The organism is Myroides phaeus (assembly GCF_009799805.1).
Lineage (GTDB): Bacteria > Bacteroidota > Bacteroidia > Flavobacteriales > Flavobacteriaceae > Flavobacterium > Flavobacterium phaeum_A.
Map to the genome: position 1 here is coordinate 412,858 of NZ_CP047050.1, position 20,578 is coordinate 433,435.

Consider the following 20,578-nt stretch of genomic DNA (forward strand, 5'->3'; position numbering starts at 1 on the left):
TTTTTATTTTGATCTTGTTACTATTTAGTAATCTCTCTTTTATCAAGAGCAATCATCAACAACTTAATTAACTCTTCTTGCAAATCCTTATTTTGTTTTATAGGATATAGCTTATTATATATAATGGGTAACGAAGAACGAAAAGGATTCTTATAATCTCTTTCAACAACTACTTCTTTGGGAATTATTATAAAATTCCCATTTTTATCAAAGCATTGCATAAATGAATCTTTACTCTCATCATAATCAGGTTTTTGCCACTCGTATTTGTAATACTTTTCAGGCATATCTGGATTAGACAAAACAAAACTCAATATTAAACCAGTTATAAAACCACTTAAATGTCCTTCCCAAGAAATCCCTTCTTCTATCTCTGGAAACATATACCAGACAGTACCACCATACAAAACAACTATTACTAAAGACAAAGCCATCAATCTAAAATATCTGGTTTGTACTCCTTTAAAAAAGATAAAGCTCACTAAAACATAAACCAAACCACTCGCCCCTATGTGAAAGCTCTCTCTTGCTATTAGCCAAGTACCAATACCCGAAAGTATAATACCAAAGCCAAGTACAGCCCATACTTGTTTTTTATAGAAGTATTGAAGTAACGTTAGCAATACAAATAATGCAGCTGAATTGTTATATAAATGCTTTAACCCTCCGTGAATAAAAGGACTAAACAGAATACCTCGCAAGCCGCTCAAAGTACGAGGATAAACACCATACCTATATAATTCTAAATAGTAGGTCCAATCAGCCCAGTAAACACCCCATATAATTACCACAGCAAAAAGAGGTAATAACAAAAGCGAAATTGTAAAGGGTGGATTCTTTTGATTCATCCTCCTAATTTAGTAACTATTGTGAATATTAAATAACAAAAGAAACTTTAATTGTAATTCTTGATCATATCTATCAATTAAAGCAAAAGCCAACTTCTTAATATCTTAAAACTACCTTTATAAACAGCTCTCCCCCCTCATCAACAAAGGAACTACTATAATTAAACTCACATTCAACACTCCCTTAAACAAACCATTGACAATATCTTAAAATAGTATTCTCTGACTCTCATCTGAGAATTCTCCGTGTTTACACGGGTTGAGGGCCTTAAAGTCGGACCATTGTCCGACAATACTCAGACACCCCTCAGATAATTCTATAAAAAATCTACAAGAAATATTGCATAAGATAAATCTGTTAATCTCCGTACTTAAAGGGCTTACGGATAAATAACTCTAAAAAACAGACTCAAAAAAGTAAAATAATATTGTTCTATAAAAGTAATATTATCTCTAAAATAGCACTTATAATCTTTAAAAACAGGCATTTTTTTGACTAAAAAAGTATTTACAAGTCCAGTTTTTAAACAAAAACACGTTTAAGATTAGCTTTTTTTATTTAAAATAAATCATCGCATTCAGCACTATACAGCTAATTAGCAATCACAATTGATGCTTCCAGTCATTAAAGTTTTCTGTTTTTAAACATATTCAATCACAACTAAAAGCTGTTGATTTAATCATAATAAACAGATTGTTGATGAAGTTTAAAAAAGCGTTGTATTTTTGTGAATAAAGTTATTAAGAAAGATACTATGGAAGCACCTTTAGCAGAGAGAGTCAGACCGCATTCATTAGAAGATTATATCAGTCAATCCCATTTAGTGGGAGAAACAGGTATTCTGACCAATCAATTGAAAATGGGATTTATTCCTTCCCTTATCTTTTGGGGACCTCCTGGTACTGGTAAAACTACATTAGCGGAAATTATAGCTAAAGAAAGTGAACGTCCTTTCTATGTATTAAGTGCTATCAATGCTGGGGTAAAAGATATTCGTGAAGTAATTGATAAAGCTAAACAAAATACAGGCTTATTTGCTGCTCGAAATCCAATCTTATTTATTGATGAGATCCATCGTTTTAGCAAATCTCAACAAGACTCATTGCTTGCTGCGGTTGAACGTGGATGGGTAACTCTAATTGGTGCAACCACAGAAAATCCAAGTTTTGAAGTAATACCTGCTTTACTTTCAAGATGCCAGGTTTACACCCTTAATGCTTTCACCAAAGAAGATTTAAACGCACTACTTATTCGAGCTATTGCTAAAGACAAATTTTTACAATCAAAAGAGATAACCTTAAAAGAAACAGAAGCTCTTTTTAGATTATCTGGTGGTGATGGCCGTAAACTTTTGAACACATTTGAACTTATTGTCAACGCAACAACGGATGACAAGATTGAAATCAACAATGAAATGGTTATGAAGGTTGTTCAAAAAAATACTGTTTTGTATGACAAAACTGGTGAACAACATTATGATATCATTTCAGCATTCATCAAGTCAATTAGAGGAAGTGATCCTAATGGTGCAGTTTATTGGTTAGCAAGAATGATTGAAGGAGGTGAAGATGTAAAGTTCATTGCAAGGAGGCTTGTTATTTCTGCATCTGAAGATATCGGAAATGCAAATCCTACTGCTTTAATTATGGCAACAAATACATTCCAAGCTGTTTCTGTTATTGGTTATCCTGAAAGTAGAATATTACTAAGCCAATGCGCTATTTATTTAGCTACATCACCTAAAAGTAATTCAACTTATTTAGCTATTGGAAAAGCACAACAAGTAGTAAAACAAACTGGCGATTTATCGATTCCTATTCACTTAAGAAATGCCCCAACTAAATTAATGAAAGAATTAGGTTATGGTGAGGACTACAAATACTCACACGATTATTCTGGCAACTTCGTAGAGCAAGAATACTTACCTAATGAGATTAGTGGTCTTGTACTTTATGAACCTGGCGATAATAGCAGAGAAAAGAGTACTCGTGAATTCTTGAAAAACAGATGGCAGATAAAATATAACTATTAAGACTATAATTATAAAATAAAAGACCTACTCTTAAAGTAGGTCTTTTATTTTTATTAATTCATTTACTTGTATAATCTCCGGCGATACTTCTTTATCAAATTGATTATAATAAATAGCATCCATTCCTACACCTAAAGCACCTTTAATATCTGCTAATAAGTTATCCCCTACCATCACCGCTTCATCAACTTTTGCTTTCGCTTGATTCATAGCAAAGTGAAATATTTGTGGATCAGGTTTATTAACTCCTGCTAATTCTGAATTAGTAACCGTAATAAAATAATCTTCAATTCCTGAATTAGACAACTTCTTTTGTTGAACTTCACTAAATCCATTTGTGATTATATGTAATCTATATTTTTGTTGTAAATAGTCTAACAATTCTACAGCCCCATCAAAAAGATGATTAAAGTTAGGTAAAGTACGAATATATTCATCTCCTAATTTCAGAATTCCCTCTACACTACTTTCGTAGTCCAAAGCCTCAAATGTATCGCGAATACGTCCTACCCTTAACTCCTCTTTTGTTACTTGATTCAAACTATATTTATCCCAGTAAACAGCATTAATATCTATGTAATAATTTAAAAACTGTTCACTTGTAAAAGGAAAATTAGACTCAGCTATTACCTGCTCAAAAGCCTTTGCTGAATTTGTTTCAAAATCCCATAAAGTGTGATCTAAATCAAAAAATATATTTGTCTTTCCAGAAAAACCTCCAAAACTCATACCTATAATTTCATTGTGTTAGCGACAAAATTAAGTATTCTAAATTTAGTAAGCACTATAACAAACCTTCATCTGCAAAACTATAATAACTATATTCAGTTACAATAACGTGGTCTAACACCTGAACATCCATTACTTTTCCTGCTTCCTTTATTTTTTTGGTGATTGAAATATCTGCCTCACTGGGTTTAAGTTTCCCACTTGGATGATTGTGAGACAAGATAATTCCTGTCGCTTTTTGCTCTAAGGCAATTTGAAATAAGACGCGAATATCAACAACCGTTCCTGTCATTCCCCCTTTACTTAAAGACGTTTTAAACTTAATCTTATTTGAATTATTCAGAAAGATAACCCAGAACTCTTCGTGATCTAAACTTCCTATAATCGGATTCATAATTTCAAAAACATCTTTACTTGATGTAATCTTAGACAAATCTAATTGTTCGTTCATTCGTCTACGTTGACCAAGTTCTAATGCAGCAATAATTGAAATAGCTTTAGCCTCTCCTATTCCTTTAAATGAAGTCAATTGGCTTAAACTTTGCCGTGCTAATAATCCTAAGTTATTATTATAGGTAAGTAATATTTTCTTACATAGCTCAACTGCTGATTCTTCTTTATTTCCCGAACCAATAAGTATTGCCAGTAATTCGGCATCACTTAACGATGCCTTTCCTTTTAAAACTAATTTTTCTCGTGGCCGGTCGTCTTCAGCCCATTCTTTGATAGTAATCCTTTGTTTTTCCATTTTTGATATTTTAATAGCAACTTATCACTATCAAAAATCAAGCCTTGAATTACTTATTCTTCAACACCTAAAAAACCTTCTCCTCTAAAAAAAGCAGTCGTTTTTCGCTTCTCTTCCCGATCACTTGCCAGAAGTACAATCTTATCTCCTGCCTCAATAACAGTAGAACCACTTGGAATAAAGAATCGTTTATTTCTTCTTATCATTGCTATAATAACACTTGATGGCAAATCAATATCAACCAAGCTCTTTGAGACAACAGGGTAATGTTCTTTAACATCTACAATTGCCATTAAGGTCATTTCACGATTATCTAAATCATATGTCAATTGTTCCTTAACCTTATCTTCTTCTGGTAAATCTAATTTTAACCACTTAGCAAACAAAGAAATTGTACTCCCTTGGAATAAAATAGATATAAGTGTAATAAAGAAAACTATATTAAAAATAACATCAGCTTGAGGAACTCCTGCTACTAAAGGATAAGTAGCAAATACAATAGGAACTGCTCCTCTTAAACCAACCCAAGACACAAATGTTTTAGTTCGAATATCCACCTTAAAAAAAGATAAACATATAAAGACTGCAATAGGCCTTGCTACCAAAATCATAAAGATTGAAACAGCAATACCGATTCCAGCAACATTAATAATTTCAGATGGGAACACTAAAAGTCCTAAGGTCAAGAACAAGACAATTTGCATAATCCAAGCCATTCCATCAAAGAATCGTATGATTTGTTTTTTATGAACAACCTTCGAATTACCTAAGACTAATCCTGCAATATAAACAGCTAAGAATCCATTTCCACGAATTACATCTGTGAAAGAGAAAGTAAAGAACATTAGTGCAAGTACAATTACCATATAAAGGCCTTCATACCCTAAATCTAATTTATTCAATACATAGCGACCAGCTTTCCCCATTACAAATCCCATAACAGCACCAACTAACATTTGTAAAACAAACGACTCTAATATGGAAAACCAACTCATATCCGGAATCTGCATAAAGCTCAAAACTGTAATCGTTAGAACATATGCCATTGGGTCATTACTACCACTCTCTAACTCAAGCATTGGTCTGATATTATTCTTCAAACCTAATCCTTTAGAACGCAGTATAGAGAATACAGCAGCAGAGTCTGTAGAAGACACAATAGACCCCAACAATAATGACTCTAAAAAGGTGAATGGAGATATGTAAAAAACAAACGCCCCTACCGCAAAAGCAGTAAGTAACACTCCTAAGGTGGAGAGTACTATTCCTTTTGCGGCGACGGGGCGTATATCATCTTTATGCGTATCTAATCCTCCTGAAAATAAAATAAAATTCAACGATGCAATTCCTATAAACTGTGTCAATTGTGGGTTATCAAAATGAATTCCACCAAGTCCTTCCGAACCTGCAAGCATTCCTATAAAAAGGAACATTAAAAGAACTGGAATTCCAAAACGGAATGAAGTTCTACCTGCTAAAACACTAACAAATAAAAGAACAGATCCTACTAATAAAATATTTTCAGGAGTAATAGTGTGCATATTATGTAATCAAATTATTGGCAAATTCGTTTAAGTCTAATCCTCCGTAATTACCAGAACTCATAAATAGTAATACGGTATTATCTAAATCTAAAGCATCTAAATACGTTCTAAAATCAGCAGCATTGGTATACGTTACAAGATTATCTTTCTTGAATGCATTAACCATTTGCTCTGATGAGATTTCATCAAGTCGCTTAATTTTCAAAGCCTCTAAAGAGTAAAAAACAACTGCTTCATCAGCTTTAGCAAGTGCTCCTTCATACTCACTCAAAAAGTTTGCATTTAAAGAACTGTAAGTATGCAATTCTAAACACGCGATAACCTTCTTGTTTGGATACTGCATTTTTACAGCTTCAGTAGTAGCAATCACTTTACTTGGAGAATGCGCAAAATCTTTAAATACAACAGTACTTCCATTATCACACAACTTCTCTAAGCGTTTTGATGCTCCCTTAAAAGACGCAATAGCTTCATAAAAATCTTCTTCATCAATACCCATATTTTGACAAACCCACTTAGCCCCACTCAAGTTGCTTAAATTGTGTTTACCAAATACCTCTAAAGGCATTGGTCCTTCTGGAGTCTCTAAATAAGTAACCCCTCCGTCAATTGAATATTCCGGAGTTGCATAAGGTAATTTGCGAATTGGGTTTTTAGTATTTTCAACTATTTCGTTGATAACTGCATCTTCCTCATTGTAGATTAAGATTCCTCCATTAACAATTTTGTCAACAAAGATGCTAAATTGCTCCACGTAGTTATCAAAAGTTGGGAACACATTAATATGATCCCAAGCTATACCACTAAGCAAAGCAATATTAGGTTGGTACAAGTGAAATTTAGGGCGTAAATCTAAAGCAGACGATAAGTATTCGTCTCCCTCTATTAGCATAAATTCATTGTCAGAAGTTAAGTTTACCATTCGGTCAAACCCTTCTAATTGAGCACCAACTAAATAATCCACTTCTACACCGTGATAATGCATAACGTGAAGAATCATAGATGTAATGGTTGTTTTTCCGTGAGAACCACCGATTACAACACGCGTTTTATTTTTTGAGTGTTCGTAAATGAACTCTGGATAAGAATATATTTTCAAGCCTAATTCTTTTGCCTTCGCTAATTCAGGATTATCCCCTTTAGCGTGCATACCAAGAATTACAGCCTCTATATCTGAAGTTATTTTCTCAGGAAACCAACCTTCTTGTTCTGGTAATAGTCCCTGTTGAGCAAGTCTTGTTTTTGAAGGTTCAAAGATAGCATCATCACTACCCGATACAACATCACCTTTTGCATGCAATGCCAGAGCTAAATTGTGCATTGCACTCCCTCCTATTGCGATAAAATGTACACGCATTATTTTCTATTTTGATCAATAAATTCAACTTAGCGTAAAAATACAATTTTAAAAAGAAAACATACTTATTTTTAATCAAAATACAGCTATATTAGGACTAAAATATCTAACTATTAAGTCTTTTCTAATGAACAAGCAACTTACAAATTATGAGAAAGCGAATATAGCAAGTACTTGCTTTGTCTATAATCTCTTATCATTTATCTGTTCGTTTATCGCAATCATTATTTCATTTATACCATTTGTCAACATAATTGCTTTCTTCTTGGGTTGTACAGCTTTATTGTTTTCAATTCTCTCTTACAACAAATCTAAAAAGATAAACAATAAGCTCACTCCTTCTCTATTTGCAATTGTAATATCACTTTTTCCAATTACAATTTCAATCGGATTAAACCTTGTTATCCTATTAGCTTTAACCAAATAAAAAACTCTGAATAACCTAAGTTACCCAGAGTTCTTATTATTAATTATTCCATTCCAAGATACTTTCTAAAATATCCACATTCATTAATTACTTCTTTATAGTATTTAGTATCGCTGTACTTTTCTTGTAACTCGGCAAATCCACTCCACTTTTTAAACACAGTGTCATCTCCCCAAGCTCCGTAGTAATAACTATCTGCGTGATACTTCCCTACATAAAATGTATTGCGTTCTATTTTAGCATCAAAGTAAGCTAACTTTGCTTTCTGTTCTCTTGTTGTAGCATTAGCTTTAGCAATATTGTAATATTTTTGAGCTAATTTCATACTTAACAAAAACGATTTGTTTTCTGACATTATACTATTACTTCCTGACTCTCCAACAATATTATTATAATAGAACATTCTTGCATTACCAAAATAAGTTGTGTTGTAATAAGCATTTCCTAACAACATAGCATTGTTAAACACATCGTTACCATTCTTAACATTATCTTGCATTTCTTTTACCTTTTTCAAGAAAGCAAGCTTGCTGTATTTTACACTTTGCTTAGCAGCGTGATCACAGTCATTACAGTCCTTTATCTTACCATTGAACGGGTTTCCATACAATTCAGCTTCTTTATATGCATCAACCGTTTCTTCATTGTAAAAACTACTCCACTTTCTAACTGGCTCTGCCTTTTCCATTTCTACTATAGCCTCTTCTACCTTATCTTGATAATACAAATAGATAGCACGGCTTTCATAAATATCACTCAAATTAAACCTGTAATGAGAAGCAAATAAACTTTCTATTTCAGACTTATTCGTTTTTTTAAAAAAGGCTTCCATTTCATTAGAACGTTTCACATCTTGGTAGAAAGAACTACCATCACTAAGCAATAGTTCAGACATAATTAAATTACCTTGTTCCTTATAAACCGCAGATAAAAATTGGCGTATCCAATTTGATGCATAGTCATATCTAAAAGCTCCTTCATAATCACCATTGGGCAAATCATTATAAAGCCACTTTAAATCTGTTATCAACAATTTTTCAACTGTTTTATCAATCTTCTTAACTTGTGAAACAGTATTTATCAAAGCAAACAATCTCACTTGATCTGCCAATAGTTTATCATCTCCTTTTACAAAACTTTTCGCCTCCTTTATTAATTTCTCTGCTTCGCTATAATTACCTTGAAACACATCCATATAACCTGCTGCCAACTTCCACAATACAGGGTTATGAACACCTTTTGTATCATTAGCAACTTGTTTTACCCATTTCAATGTATTTAAGTCAATCTTCTTTTTAATAGTCTTGAAATACTCATCCTTCGACTTAAAACTACTGTCTACAAAAACATTTACAGCACTCTCTTGTTCATTCACCCAGCGAGTCAATAAATAATCTATATGCTTACTATTTGGATCTATAGCATAGACTTCTTTCATTGCTTCAGCCGAACTTTTATAATAACCAGTAATCGCCCAAATTGCGGCTTTTACTTCTTTATCATTGGTACTATTAATAACATTCTGAAGTTGTTTATTGTCTAATGGTCTGAAATTATACAATGCCACTTGTCTCATTGAAGGTTCAGCATTAAACACCTCTGCATAATACAAGTTAGACTTAACGTAATTAGCTTGTTGATAATAAGCACCAGCAACATAGCCCACCGCGCGATAATAAAGAGTATTCTTAACTTGCCCGTTTGCTGTATGCTCAAAATAAGAAATCACCGAAGCTCTATCCTTAGAATAAAACTTAGCTTTCATTACTTGAAACCACATACGGTTTGTAAAGAAAGTGTCGTTTTTACTCAACTTATTATAGTACGACTCTATTTCATTAACCACTCTATCAGAAGCTGTAATCGCAATATGATTTTCGTAATCCCAATAATTAATCGTTTGCGCACTATAAGCTTCTATCTCCTTTGCAAAATATAAGAATGTAATAAAGTTTCTAACCTTTTCATCTTTCAGGTTTAAACCATAAGTTCCCGTTTTTGCTTTCTTCTTTAATACATCATTATATAAATCACGTATATTATCAGTTGTATCCGTACTTTCTACTAAGTATTCTTTGATTACGTGTTCAGGTACACTACTCCCTAAATAAGCTTTCCAATCTTCAACAATTTGGTCGTTGAACATAGAAACATTATCCATATAGCCCCAATTATAAAAACGCTCATACGGCGCAAAAAACATTGGTTTATATGAATTATCAACAAAAGCCTCTGGTGCAAATGACGACACAGACGAATAACTAAACCAATCGTCTGCACACGCATAAGTATAGGCTCCTACTCCTATTATTAAAGAAAAGCTACTTGCATAGAGACAATTCTTCCAAAACTTCTTTCTCATAAAAACGCACATTTTTTGAATTCAAATCATATAATATTATTTCAGATGGACATTTACCACTTGCCTGATACAAATCTTGTTTCATTTCTTGCAACTGTTCTGGTTTAATACTTTCAACTTTTACTTGATCTCCCACTTGAAAATACTCCCCAAAATAAAGTCCTTCTTCTTGAACACTAAAAACAAATTCACTGATTTGCTTTAGTCCACTTTTTTCCTTTAAGTCATCTAAGCGTACACGACTTATTAACTTTATTACTTTTCCATTTCTACTTTGAACTACCCAAGAGTAAATTGGAAAAGCATAATCTAATGTTAGAGGATAATCTTTCAATCCTCCTATATACTTTTTCGCTATGCTTCTATCATAAATAGAATTCAAACTATCAGAAGCAATAGTTCCCATATTATAATACATTAGTACTCCACCATCAACATCAGGTATTCCTGTTTTTGATGCATACTTAACTTGATGTAATCGGATTGTTGACGTCAACTTCCAATCAATATCTTTTTTAATATACTCGATCAACTTAAAAAAACGATCTTTAGACTGTAAAGTCCAATCACAATCTAATTGAATTTCTTGACAGTCTACATCATTCACATCATTTACCTGTCTAATAAAATCAACTATCTTCTCTGCCAATGTGTACAAGTTAGTCTGCTCGTTAATTAAAACTTCATTCTTAATATAAACAACAGGTACAACTTCTAACTGAGGTAGCCGTTCTTTAAAAATGATTGGACTAACAGGTATAGCTTGATTGCCTTGAAGAACAACATCAAAATACCTTATATAAAGTTTCTTTATATTCAATTCTTCCAATGACTTTTTCTCTATACTATCTAACTGAAAAGACGTACGCCAATAATAATATGACAATGATGTTTTTGAATTTTTATTGTTTTTAAAATCGCATCCGAGCAACAAAAACAAACTCAACAAACAAATTAAATACCTCATTTTATTACCTCTTATTTAGATTAACAAAAGTGCAAAAAAAAATGCCTAATAAATTAGGCATTCTTCATATTTTTTAAAATTGTCTTATTTCACTAAAGTCATTTCGTCAACGATATGTTTTGCATCTGCAAACTTATCAATGATAAACAACACATAACGAATATCAACACTGATTGTTCTTTGTAATTTAGGATCATAGATAACATCTCCTGCCATAGCTTCAATGTTTCCGTCAAATGCTAAACCAATCAATTCCCCTTTTCCATTCAATACTGGAGAACCTGAGTTACCACCAGTAATATCGTGGTTAGTTAAAAAGTTTACAGGCATATGACCGTCTTTATCAGCATACATTCCATAATCTTTACTATTGTATAAGTCGATTAACTTTTGAGGAGCTTCAAATTCTTCATCACCAGGTACGTGTTTTGCAACAGTTCCTTTTAATGTTGTAAACCAATTTTCTTTTGCATCATTCACTTTATTACCTCTTGGTAATCCAATTACAGTACCATAAGTTAAACGTAAAGTAGAGTTTGCATCAGGATAGTATTTTCCTGTTGGATTACTTTTCTGAACACCATCTACAAATAAACGATATGCTTTTTGGTATTTATCTTCTAAAGCACTTAAAGCATCTGATTTCTCTCTGTATTTATCCATAATTGCAGAAGACAATTTCAATAAAGGATCACGAGATACAACAATATCTTTTGGATCTTTTAAAAAAGCTTCAATCTTAGCTTTATTAGCAAATACACTCTTATCAAAAGCTTCATTTACGAATTTTTCGAAATCACCATTATACTCTTTTTCAATCTGAGCAATGTATGGAGCAATAGCATACCCTTCCGATTTAGAAGCATATAATGCTAATTGTTTAGCTAACATTTCACGCTCTAAAGGCTCACTTACACTATTGTAAATACTCTCAACATACGCTGTAAAATCTTCACGCATTTCATCTCTTTTCTTATCATCACCTAAAGCGTATGCTTCCATACCTCCAGCTAAACGATAAGGAGCTGCTGCTAAAATAGAAGTACGCATCATTGTCATTAAGTAATTATCGTGACGAGCTTTTTCATTTGTAGCTGCATAGAAATTATTAATGTCTTGGATTACGTTTCCGTATTTTGCTTTGTTAGCTTTTTTATTAGCCCATTTATTAAAAGCATTTTCAGCTTCAGTTTTTGAACCAACTGTATTATGTTGCGTTAAGGCATCAATCATACCTTGACGGTTTTTCCAATAGTTAGCAACCCCTGCGTATTTAGAAGCATAGTTTAAACGAACAGCGTCATCTAAAGACATATGTTTCTTCATTACATCCATTCCTAATTTAGAACCTTCAACCCAAGCTGGGTATGCAAACTTAATATTTTGCTCTACACCTTGTGCTGGCATCCAACGATTAGTTCTACCAGGGTAACCTAAAATCATAGAGAAGTCACCTTCTTGAATTCCTGTTATAGAAACAGGTAAATAATGCTTAGGAGTCATCGGAACATTCTCAGGAGAGTACTCTGCTGGGTTTCCATTTTTATCTGTATAAACTCTAAACAAAGAGAAGTCACCTGTATGACGTGGCCACTCCCAGTTATCAGTATCTCCACCAAATTTACCAATACTATTAGGAGGAGTACCTACTAAACGTACATCATTGTAATCTTGGTAAACGAAGTAGTAGAATTCATTTCCTTGAAAGAATGATTTAACCGATACAGTGTATTTACCATCTCCATCATTCTCTTTCTGAATTTTAGCAATTTCTTGATTGATTGCTTTTTCTCTTTCTGCTTCAGTCATTGAATCTCTAACAACGCTTAAGATACGACTTGTCACATTATCCATTCTAACGAAAAAACGTACAGATAAGTTCTTTGCAGAACGCTCTGTATTTTTGTCTTTAGCCCAGAAACCATTTGTTAAGATATCATCTTCTGGAGTAGATAAGTCAGCAATTTTATCATATCCACAGTGGTGATTAGTCAACACTAAACCTTGATTAGAAATAATTTCTGCTGTACACCCACCATCAAATTGCACAATAGCATCCTTTAATGAGTGATTATTTATACTATAAATTTCTTCTGCTGTTAATTGCAGTCCCATCTTTTCCATATCACGTTGATTTAAACGATCAATGAACATCAAAAACCACATTCCTTCATTAGCTTTTACCTGAAAAGGTAGCGCTAACAAAAATGCAGTTAAAAATAAAATGACTTTTTTCATAAATTAAAATACTGTGTTAGATTGCGAAGATAGTTTTTTTCTTCAAAAACAGATGCAACAATTGCAAGAATAAAAAAAACCGACCTGAAATTCAGATCGGTTTTATATGGTAATATTATTAAAATCTATTTATTTAGAGCTGTTAAGCATTTTCCAAAGCTTATCTTTTAACTCTTGCATACCTTGATTTGCAATTGCAGAAATAAACATATAAGGAACACCTTCTAATTCAGCATCCAATTGTTCTTTCATTTCTGCTTTCAATTCGTCATCTAACATATCACATTTAGTAATTGCTAACAAACGATCCTTATCAAGCATTTCAGGATTGTAACGTCTTAACTCATCTAAAAGAATATTATACTCCTTCGTAATATCGTCAGCATCTGCCGGAACCATAAATAAAAGCGTAGAGTTACGCTCAATATGACGTAAGAAATAATGTCCTAATCCTTTTCCTTCTGCAGCCCCTTCAATAATACCAGGAATATCAGCTATTACAAAAGATTTAAAATCTCTATAAGCTACAATTCCCAAGTTTGGTTTAAGCGTTGTAAATGGATAATCAGCAATCTTAGGTTTAGCAGAAGTAACTACTGAAAGAAGAGTAGATTTACCCGCATTAGGGAATCCCACTAATCCAACATCAGCCAATACTTTTAATTCCAAAATAACATCTAACTCAGTACTTGGCATACCTGGTTGTGCATATCTTGGTGTTTGGTTTGTAGAACTTCTAAAGTGCCAGTTACCTAAACCTCCTTTCCCACCTTCAGCTACAATTCTCTTTTCACCGTGTTCAGTGATTTCGAATAATACCTCTCCAGTTTCTTTATCTTTAACTACTGTACCTAATGGAACTTCGATAATTCTATCATCACCATCAGAACCAGTACTTCTTGAACTACCACCATCACCACCGTGACCAGCTTTAATATGGCGTGCAAATTTCAAGTGAAACAACGTCCACAAACCTTCATTCCCTACGATATAAACGTGTCCTCCACGTCCTCCATCTCCACCATCAGGACCACCTTTTTCAATAAATTTTTCACGGTGTAAGTGTGTAGAACCTCTACCTCCTTTACCGGAAGCTACATATATTTTAACGTAATCGACAAAATTCCCTTCAGTCATTTCCTTAAGTTTTTCCCCCACCCTAAAGCACTATGCCATAGGAATTGGGCGGCAAATGTAATATTTTTTAATGAATATTAAATAGTTTACACTATATTAATGTATCAATAACTTTACTTAATCTTTCTGTAACCTCTTCAATAGCACCTATTCCATCAACAGCAGTATATTTAGATTTCTCTTCATAATACTTGATTAATGGAGCAGTTTTTTCATTGTACTCAGTATAACGGTTACGAATTTTATTTTCATCTTGGTCGTCGCTTCTTCCGCTTGTTTTACCTCTTTCTAAAATTCTTGAAACAAGAATTTCATCATCAGCATCAATTCCGATTGTCGCTACGAACTTGATATTTTTTTCATTTAGTAATTCTTCAAGAGCTTCAGCTTGTTTAATTGTACGAGGAAAACCATCAAATAAGAAACCTGCTTTATCCATATTATTAGCTACTTCATTAGCAAGCATATTAATTGTGATTTCATCTGGTACTAATTCCCCTTTATCGATAAAAACCTTTGCTTGTTTTCCTAATTCAGTATCGTTTTTTAAGTTAAAACGAAATACATCTCCTGTTGAAATATGAGTAAGATTGTATTTTTCTTTAAGAAATTGAGCTTGAGTACCTTTTCCAGCACCAGGTTTTCCAAATAAAACTATTGCAATCATTATATATGTTTTATACTGTTAGTGTATTAATTATTGTTCTTTTATTTGATAGATCTCAGGCAAGTTACGACCGTGTTTATCATAGTCCATTCCGTACCCTACTATAAATTTATTCTCGATTTCAAACGCTACATAATCTAACGGGATATCTTTTGTGTACGCTTCAGGTTTTAAACATAAAGTACAAATTTTGATATCTTTTGGTCTTTGTTGTTCAAATAACTTTTTCAAAGCCACCAACGTATTTCCAGTATCAACAATATCTTCAACGATTATAACTCTACGATCCGTTACATCAATATCTAATCCCAATAATTGATTTACTTGATTTGTAGATTGTGTTCCAATATATGAAGCCATCTTCACAAAACTCATTTCGCAAGGTGCTGTGTAGTGTTTCACTAAATCAGAAATCACCATAAATGATCCATTTAAAACACCGATAAAAACAGGTACTTCCCCATTCATATCTACCACCATTTGTTGTGCGATTTCTTTTAATCTGTTGTCGATACGTTCCCTTGAAATAAACGGAACAAAAACCTTATCTAAAACTTGTATTTCCATTGTGTTGTGTTATACGTAATTTGCAAATATACAAAAAGAATAAACCTTTATTAGTTTCTACGCAAAGGAATTGCCTGAAAACACAAAAAAACCTCACTCCACCTACCGGATAAGCAAAGTCTACTTTTTAAAGATAATGATTAATATCTTATTCTAAAAGTTAAAATATTTCTCAAGATTTTAATCCCTTTTAGAATAAATATTTTAAGGTATAAACAAAAAACGTAGCGTTATAAAACGCTACGTTAAAACAAACTAATTCAATCTAACTCTAAAACCAAAGTTAATAGTTCTATCGTTGAGATTACTTTTAAATATCATTTATACATCCACTATCTATACTATGATTAACACTCAATCACAATTCAAATATAAGTTAATTTTTTTAACTAAAAAATATTTTATTAATAAAATATTAAAATTCAATTTAAATTATAATTCATATTTATTTACCAATATTTAAACTATACTCAAAATAAAAACACTAATATTAAAAATTAACCAATAAAAGCTTAAAACACACTCTGTTAAAAATCAATTACTCATTAAAACATCATTATCACAATTATTTACTGTTAATTCTAAAATCATACATCAGAATTCTATTTCATTCTTTTTTAAATTATCTTTGTCGTTATAACTATACAACAACACAATGAATTATTTTTCAACTGATTTCCGTTTGGGAATTTTAGGAGGTGGCCAACTTGGCAAAATGCTCCTTTATGATACTCGAAAATTTGACATTGCAACGAATGTCTTAGATCCAAGTATTGATGCACCCGCACAATTTGGTGCTCACAAGTTCTTTCAAGGAGATCTAATGGATTTTGAAACTGTTTACCGCTTTGGAAAAACAGTAAACACTTTAACTATTGAAATAGAAAACGTTAACCTTGATGCTTTAGAGCAACTTGAAAAAGAAGGTTTAAACGTATTTCCTTCTCCTTCTACCCTACGTTTAATTCAACACAAGGGAAAACAAAAAGACTTCTATACTCAGAACAACATCCCTACCGCACCTTATAAAAGATTTGATAACATCGAATCTCTAAAAGATGCCGTTAACAATAATGAAGCTACTATTCCTTTTGTCTGGAAAGCAGCACAATTTGGATATGATGGAAACGGAGTAAAAGTTGTACGCTCTGTGGCTGACTTAGACAAACTACCTAATGTAGAATGTATTGCAGAACAAATGATTCCTTTTAAAAATGAATTAGCTGTTATCGTAGCAAGATCAGTATCAGGAGAAATAAAAACTTACCCAGTTGTAGAAATGGAATTTCATCCAGAAGCAAATCAAGTTGAATATGTGATTTGCCCTGCCAGAATTCCTTCTGCAGTTTCTGATAAAGCACGTGAAGTTGCTTTAAAAGTATCAGAAAAATACAACCACGTTGGTTTACTTGCAGTTGAAATGTTTCAAACAGAAGATGATGACATCTTAGTTAATGAAGTTGCTCCTCGTCCACATAACTCGGGACACTATTCTATTGAAGCAAGTTATACATCACAATTTGAACAACACATCAGAGCTATCCTTGATTTACCTTTAGGGGACACAGATAGCAAGGTTGCTGGTGTTATGGTTAACTTAGTAGGTGCCGAAGGATATACAGGACAGGTATATTATGAAGGGATGAAAGAAATCTTAGCCATTAATGGGGTAACACCTCATATTTATGGTAAAAGAGAGACAAGACCCTTCAGAAAAATGGGACACGTTACTATCGTTAATCCAGATATGACTAAAGCAAGAGCAATTGCTCAACAAGTAAAAGAAACCATCAAAGTAATCAGCAAATAATTATGAAAATAGCAGTAGTAATGGGCAGTACTTCAGATATGCCTGTAATGCAAGACGCCATTAATATTATTAAAGAATTTGGAATTGACGTTGAAGTAGATATTGTTTCTGCTCATAGAACTCCAGAAAAGTTATTTGACTTTTCATCAAATGCTCATAAAAGAGGAATAAACGTAATTATTGCGGGTGCAGGTGGAGCAGCACATCTACCAGGAATGGTTGCTTCTATGTCGCCACTTCCTGTAATTGGAGTACCTGTAAAATCATCTAACTCTATTGATGGATGGGACAGTGTATTATCTATACTTCAAATGCCAGGTGGTGTTCCTGTTGCAACAGTTGCTTTAAATGGAGCAAAAAATGCAGGTTTATTAGCCTTGCAAATCTTAGGCAGCCAAAACCAAGAAGTACTAAACAAAATGATTGAGTATAAAAATGGATTAAGAGACGCTGTTTTAAAAGCTGCTGAATCTATCAAGTAAACCTTCATTTTACAGCATAATATAAACGCCGAAATAGATTCTCTATTTCGGCGTTTCTTTTTTATAAAACATAGCTTACTTCCCAAAGAAAATAGCAGTTAAAAAAATACACGCTATAGCATTTATTTTTCCTTTACACCTCCAAAAACACCTCTCAATCACCCATATACAAAGACTTATACGTATCATATACCAGACAAGTACCACATTCCTACCACACACCTTCGGTAAAAGAGCTTTTTTCCGAACTACTGTGGGACTTGAGTGGTAGATGTCCCGAACATGGTATATACAAAACACTACTAATACTACTTTAAGTATACTCTATCTCAGCTTCACCTTTACTATTAATAGTTTACAACTTTATAGTTCACTTCTATAAGAACCTATCGCACACTTGAAAACTTAAATAGAATTAATAGAGTAGTAAAAAGTAATTTCTTGTCTTTTAACTAAAAACACAAGTAACTGATTAAAAAACTATTATAAAATATTCCATTTTATTTAACAACACATTCTTCTAAAAAAACTTACTTTTATGTTTTAAAGACTACGAACATTAAAATTGAATACATATAATATGTCACTATTAAATACCCAATTCAATACAAAACACGGGACTGCTCCCTTTTCTAAAATAAAAACAGAAGATTATAAACCATCTTTTGAAAAAGCAATCAACGAAACTAAAGAGGAGATTAATGCTATTACTTCAAATACTGAAGCTCCTACTTTTGAAAATACAATAGAAGCTTTAGCGTATTCAGGTATGAGTTTAGATATTATTTCTAATATCTTTTTCAACCTAAACTCAGCGGAGACTAATGATGATATGCAAAAGATTGCACAAGAAGTTGCTCCTTTACTTTCTGCTCTTAGCAATGATATCTCTTTAAATGAAGAATTGTTTAAACGTGTGAAAACGGTATATGAGCAAATCGACAACTTGAACTTAAATACAGAACAAAAAACACTATTGACTAAAAACTACAAAAGTTTTGTACGAAATGGTGCTTTGTTACCTGAAGATAAAAAAAATAGACTGCGTGAAATTGATGCAGAATTATCTAAGACATCGCTTACTTTTGGAGAGAATGTGTTGGCAGAAACACATAAATACCAACTAAATATTACAGATAAAAAAGACCTTGCTGGTTTACCTGAAGGAGCTATTGAAGAAGCAAAAAGCTTAGCGGAACAAGAAGGTAAAGAAGGTTGGTTATTTACTTTAGACTATCCAAGCTATATTCCATTTATGACTTATGCTGATAATAGAGCATTGAGAAAAGAAATGGCTATTGCTGCAGGTAAAAAGGCTTTCCAAGATAACGAACACAACAATGAAGCTAATGTGCTTAACATTGTAAAATTACGCCACGAAAGAGCTAATTTATTAGGGTACAAAACACACGCTCACTTTGTGTTAGAAGAACGTATGGCACAATCTCCAGATAAAGTGAATGCTTTTTTAAATGAGTTATTGGCAAAAGCTAAACCAGCTGCAGATAAAGAATTTGCAGAACTTACTGCTTTTGCAAAAAAATTAGATAATATCGACCAATTAGAAAAATGGGATGGTTCTTACTATTCTGAAAAACTAAAACAAGAGCGCTTTAGTTTAGATGATGAGTTATTAAAACCTTATTTCCAATTAGAAAATGTATTGGATGGTGCTTTCCAAGTAGCTAATAAATTATACGGATTAACTTTTACTGAAGTTCAAGATATAGACAAATACCACCAAGATGTAAGAACATTTGAAGTAACAAATGACAAAGGAGAGTTTGTTGCTGTGTTCTACTCTGACTTCTTCCCACGTAAAGGAAAGAGAAACGGAGCTTGGATGACGTCTTTCAAAAATCAATACGTTTTAAATGGCGTGAATGAAAGACCTCATATTTCTATTGTTTGTAATTTTACTAAACCTACGGCTACAAAACCATCATTATTGACTTTTAATGAGGTTACTACTTTATTCCACGAGTTTGGACACGCTTTACACGGAATGTTAGCTAATACAACATATCCAAGTTTATCAGGAACTAATGTATTCTGGGATTTTGTAGAATTACCAAGTCAGATTATGGAAAACTGGTGTTTTGAAAAAGAGGCTTTAGCATTATTTGCAAAACACTACCAAACAGGAGAGGCTATTCCAATGGAATTAGTTGAAAAAATCAAAGAAAGTGCAAGCTTCTTAGAGGGAATGGCAACGGTACGTCAATTGAGCTTTGGATTATTAGATATGGGATGGCACGGTCAAGATCCGACTACTATTACAAGTTTAAAAGACTTTGAAGTAGCACAATTTGAAGCTACTGCTCAATATCCTGACGTAAGAGAAAATGCAATGAGTACTTCTTTCTCTCATATTTTCCAAGGGGGATATTCTTCTGGATACTACAGCTACAAATGGGCAGAGGTTTTAGATGCTGATGCTTTTGCTTTCTTTAAAGATAACGGAATCTTCAATAAAGAAATTGCAACAAAATTTAAAGACAATGTATTGTCTCAAGGAGGTACAGATCACCCAATGACATTATACAAACAATTTAGAGGACAAGAACCTACTCCAGATGCTTTACTTAAAAGAGCTGGTTTGATTAAATAAAACAAAAAGCCCATTGTCAAAAAACAATGGGCTTTCTTATTATTATGCTTG

The 20,578-nt window shown here is 32.8% G+C and carries 16 protein-coding genes; 5 read left to right on the forward strand and 11 right to left on the reverse strand.

The genetic code is table 11. The features are described 5' to 3' along the window. Window positions 1–20: 20 nt before the first annotated feature. Window positions 21–848, reverse strand: coding sequence for a rhomboid family intramembrane serine protease (locus tag GQS07_RS01980; RefSeq protein WP_158209391.1), 828 nt, complete (start codon window positions 846–848; stop codon window positions 21–23). Window positions 849–1,603: 755 nt separating this feature from the next. On the opposite strand from GQS07_RS01980, the gene GQS07_RS01985 reads away from it, so the two are divergent. Further along, window positions 1,604–2,881, forward strand: coding sequence for a replication-associated recombination protein A (locus GQS07_RS01985; RefSeq protein WP_158211310.1), 1,278 nt, complete (start codon window positions 1,604–1,606; stop codon window positions 2,879–2,881). A gap of 30 nt (window positions 2,882–2,911) precedes the next feature. On the opposite strand, the gene GQS07_RS01990 is transcribed toward GQS07_RS01985, so the two are convergent. Genes GQS07_RS01990 through GQS07_RS02005 form a run of 4 tightly spaced genes read right to left on the reverse strand, consistent with a single transcriptional unit; the run spans window position 2,912 to window position 7,259 of the window. Further along, window positions 2,912–3,610 (reverse strand): YjjG family noncanonical pyrimidine nucleotidase, encoded by a 699-nt coding sequence (locus GQS07_RS01990; protein ID WP_158209392.1) that lies wholly within the window; start codon window positions 3,608–3,610, stop codon window positions 2,912–2,914. A gap of 55 nt (window positions 3,611–3,665) precedes the next feature. Then, window positions 3,666–4,358, reverse strand: coding sequence for a RadC family protein (radC, locus tag GQS07_RS01995; protein WP_158209393.1), 693 nt, complete (start codon window positions 4,356–4,358; stop codon window positions 3,666–3,668). A 53-nt stretch (window positions 4,359–4,411) separates the two neighbouring features. Further along, on the reverse strand, window positions 4,412–5,899 hold the full coding sequence (locus GQS07_RS02000) for a potassium/proton antiporter (protein WP_158209394.1): 1,488 nt from the start codon (window positions 5,897–5,899) through the stop codon (window positions 4,412–4,414). 1 nt (window position 5,900) lies between these two features. Continuing rightward, window positions 5,901–7,259, reverse strand: a complete 1,359-nt coding sequence (locus GQS07_RS02005) for a UDP-N-acetylmuramate--L-alanine ligase (RefSeq protein ID WP_158209395.1) — start codon at window positions 7,257–7,259, stop codon at window positions 5,901–5,903. A gap of 127 nt (window positions 7,260–7,386) precedes the next feature. On the opposite strand from GQS07_RS02005, the gene GQS07_RS02010 reads away from it, so the two are divergent. Beyond that, complete coding sequence (locus GQS07_RS02010) at window positions 7,387–7,686, forward strand: hypothetical protein (RefSeq protein WP_158209396.1); 300 nt, start codon at window positions 7,387–7,389, stop codon at window positions 7,684–7,686. A 43-nt stretch (window positions 7,687–7,729) separates the two neighbouring features. Here GQS07_RS02010 and GQS07_RS02015 read toward each other — a convergent pair whose 3' ends face one another. From GQS07_RS02015 to hpt, 6 genes are all read right to left on the reverse strand, one after another. Continuing rightward, complete coding sequence (locus tag GQS07_RS02015; RefSeq protein WP_158209397.1) at window positions 7,730–10,048, reverse strand: hypothetical protein; 2,319 nt, start codon at window positions 10,046–10,048, stop codon at window positions 7,730–7,732. After that, window positions 10,008–10,934 (reverse strand): hypothetical protein, encoded by a 927-nt coding sequence (locus GQS07_RS02020; protein WP_233269298.1) that lies wholly within the window; start codon window positions 10,932–10,934, stop codon window positions 10,008–10,010. Before GQS07_RS02020 ends, GQS07_RS02015 begins: the two co-directional genes overlap by 41 nt. 165 nt (window positions 10,935–11,099) lie before the next feature. Beyond that, window positions 11,100–13,253, reverse strand: a complete 2,154-nt coding sequence (locus GQS07_RS02025; protein ID WP_158209399.1) for a S46 family peptidase — start codon at window positions 13,251–13,253, stop codon at window positions 11,100–11,102. 129 nt (window positions 13,254–13,382) lie between these two features. After that, window positions 13,383–14,390: a GTPase ObgE gene (gene obgE / locus GQS07_RS02030; protein WP_158209400.1), complete on the reverse strand. Its 1,008-nt coding sequence runs from the start codon at window positions 14,388–14,390 to the stop codon at window positions 13,383–13,385. Window positions 14,391–14,481: 91 nt separating this feature from the next. Further along, complete coding sequence (locus GQS07_RS13735; protein WP_158209401.1) at window positions 14,482–15,057, reverse strand: adenylate kinase; 576 nt, start codon at window positions 15,055–15,057, stop codon at window positions 14,482–14,484. Between the two features lie 30 nt (window positions 15,058–15,087). Continuing rightward, window positions 15,088–15,624, reverse strand: coding sequence for a hypoxanthine phosphoribosyltransferase (gene hpt, locus GQS07_RS13740; protein ID WP_158209402.1), 537 nt, complete (start codon window positions 15,622–15,624; stop codon window positions 15,088–15,090). A gap of 655 nt (window positions 15,625–16,279) precedes the next feature. Between hpt and GQS07_RS02045 the strand changes: the two genes are divergently transcribed. The 3 genes from GQS07_RS02045 to GQS07_RS02055 all read left to right on the forward strand — a co-directional run bounded on the left by GQS07_RS02045 (window position 16,280) and on the right by GQS07_RS02055 (window position 20,527). Next, window positions 16,280–17,434: a 5-(carboxyamino)imidazole ribonucleotide synthase gene (locus GQS07_RS02045; RefSeq protein ID WP_158209403.1), complete on the forward strand. Its 1,155-nt coding sequence runs from the start codon at window positions 16,280–16,282 to the stop codon at window positions 17,432–17,434. Window positions 17,435–17,436: 2 nt separating this feature from the next. Beyond that, window positions 17,437–17,916, forward strand: coding sequence for a 5-(carboxyamino)imidazole ribonucleotide mutase (gene purE / locus GQS07_RS02050; protein ID WP_090405342.1), 480 nt, complete (start codon window positions 17,437–17,439; stop codon window positions 17,914–17,916). A gap of 580 nt (window positions 17,917–18,496) precedes the next feature. Continuing rightward, window positions 18,497–20,527 (forward strand): M3 family metallopeptidase, encoded by a 2,031-nt coding sequence (locus GQS07_RS02055; RefSeq protein ID WP_158209404.1) that lies wholly within the window; start codon window positions 18,497–18,499, stop codon window positions 20,525–20,527. Window positions 20,528–20,578 lie beyond the last annotated feature (51 nt).

Excerpts from the sequence above, each read along its gene's own strand:
- GQS07_RS01980 (WP_158209391.1), bottom strand. The coding sequence starts at position 848 with ATGAATCAAAAGAATCCACCCTTTACAATTTCGCTTTTGTTATTACCT.
- GQS07_RS01985 (WP_158211310.1), top strand. The coding sequence starts at position 1,604 with ATGGAAGCACCTTTAGCAGAGAGAGTCAGACCGCATTCATTAGAAGAT.
- GQS07_RS01990 (WP_158209392.1), bottom strand. The coding sequence starts at position 3,610 with ATGAGTTTTGGAGGTTTTTCTGGAAAGACAAATATATTTTTTGATTTA.
- radC (WP_158209393.1), bottom strand. The coding sequence starts at position 4,358 with ATGGAAAAACAAAGGATTACTATCAAAGAATGGGCTGAAGACGACCGG.
- GQS07_RS02000 (WP_158209394.1), bottom strand. The coding sequence starts at position 5,899 with ATGCACACTATTACTCCTGAAAATATTTTATTAGTAGGATCTGTTCTT.
- GQS07_RS02005 (WP_158209395.1), bottom strand. The coding sequence starts at position 7,259 with ATGCGTGTACATTTTATCGCAATAGGAGGGAGTGCAATGCACAATTTA.
- GQS07_RS02010 (WP_158209396.1), top strand. The coding sequence starts at position 7,387 with ATGAACAAGCAACTTACAAATTATGAGAAAGCGAATATAGCAAGTACT.
- GQS07_RS02015 (WP_158209397.1), bottom strand. The coding sequence starts at position 10,048 with ATGAGAAAGAAGTTTTGGAAGAATTGTCTCTATGCAAGTAGCTTTTCT.
- GQS07_RS02025 (WP_158209399.1), bottom strand. The coding sequence starts at position 13,253 with ATGAAAAAAGTCATTTTATTTTTAACTGCATTTTTGTTAGCGCTACCT.
- obgE (WP_158209400.1), bottom strand. The coding sequence starts at position 14,390 with ATGACTGAAGGGAATTTTGTCGATTACGTTAAAATATATGTAGCTTCC.
- GQS07_RS13735 (WP_158209401.1), bottom strand. The coding sequence starts at position 15,057 with ATGATTGCAATAGTTTTATTTGGAAAACCTGGTGCTGGAAAAGGTACT.
- hpt (WP_158209402.1), bottom strand. The coding sequence starts at position 15,624 with ATGGAAATACAAGTTTTAGATAAGGTTTTTGTTCCGTTTATTTCAAGG.
- GQS07_RS02045 (WP_158209403.1), top strand. The coding sequence starts at position 16,280 with ATGAATTATTTTTCAACTGATTTCCGTTTGGGAATTTTAGGAGGTGGC.
- purE (WP_090405342.1), top strand. The coding sequence starts at position 17,437 with ATGAAAATAGCAGTAGTAATGGGCAGTACTTCAGATATGCCTGTAATG.
- GQS07_RS02055 (WP_158209404.1), top strand. The coding sequence starts at position 18,497 with ATGTCACTATTAAATACCCAATTCAATACAAAACACGGGACTGCTCCC.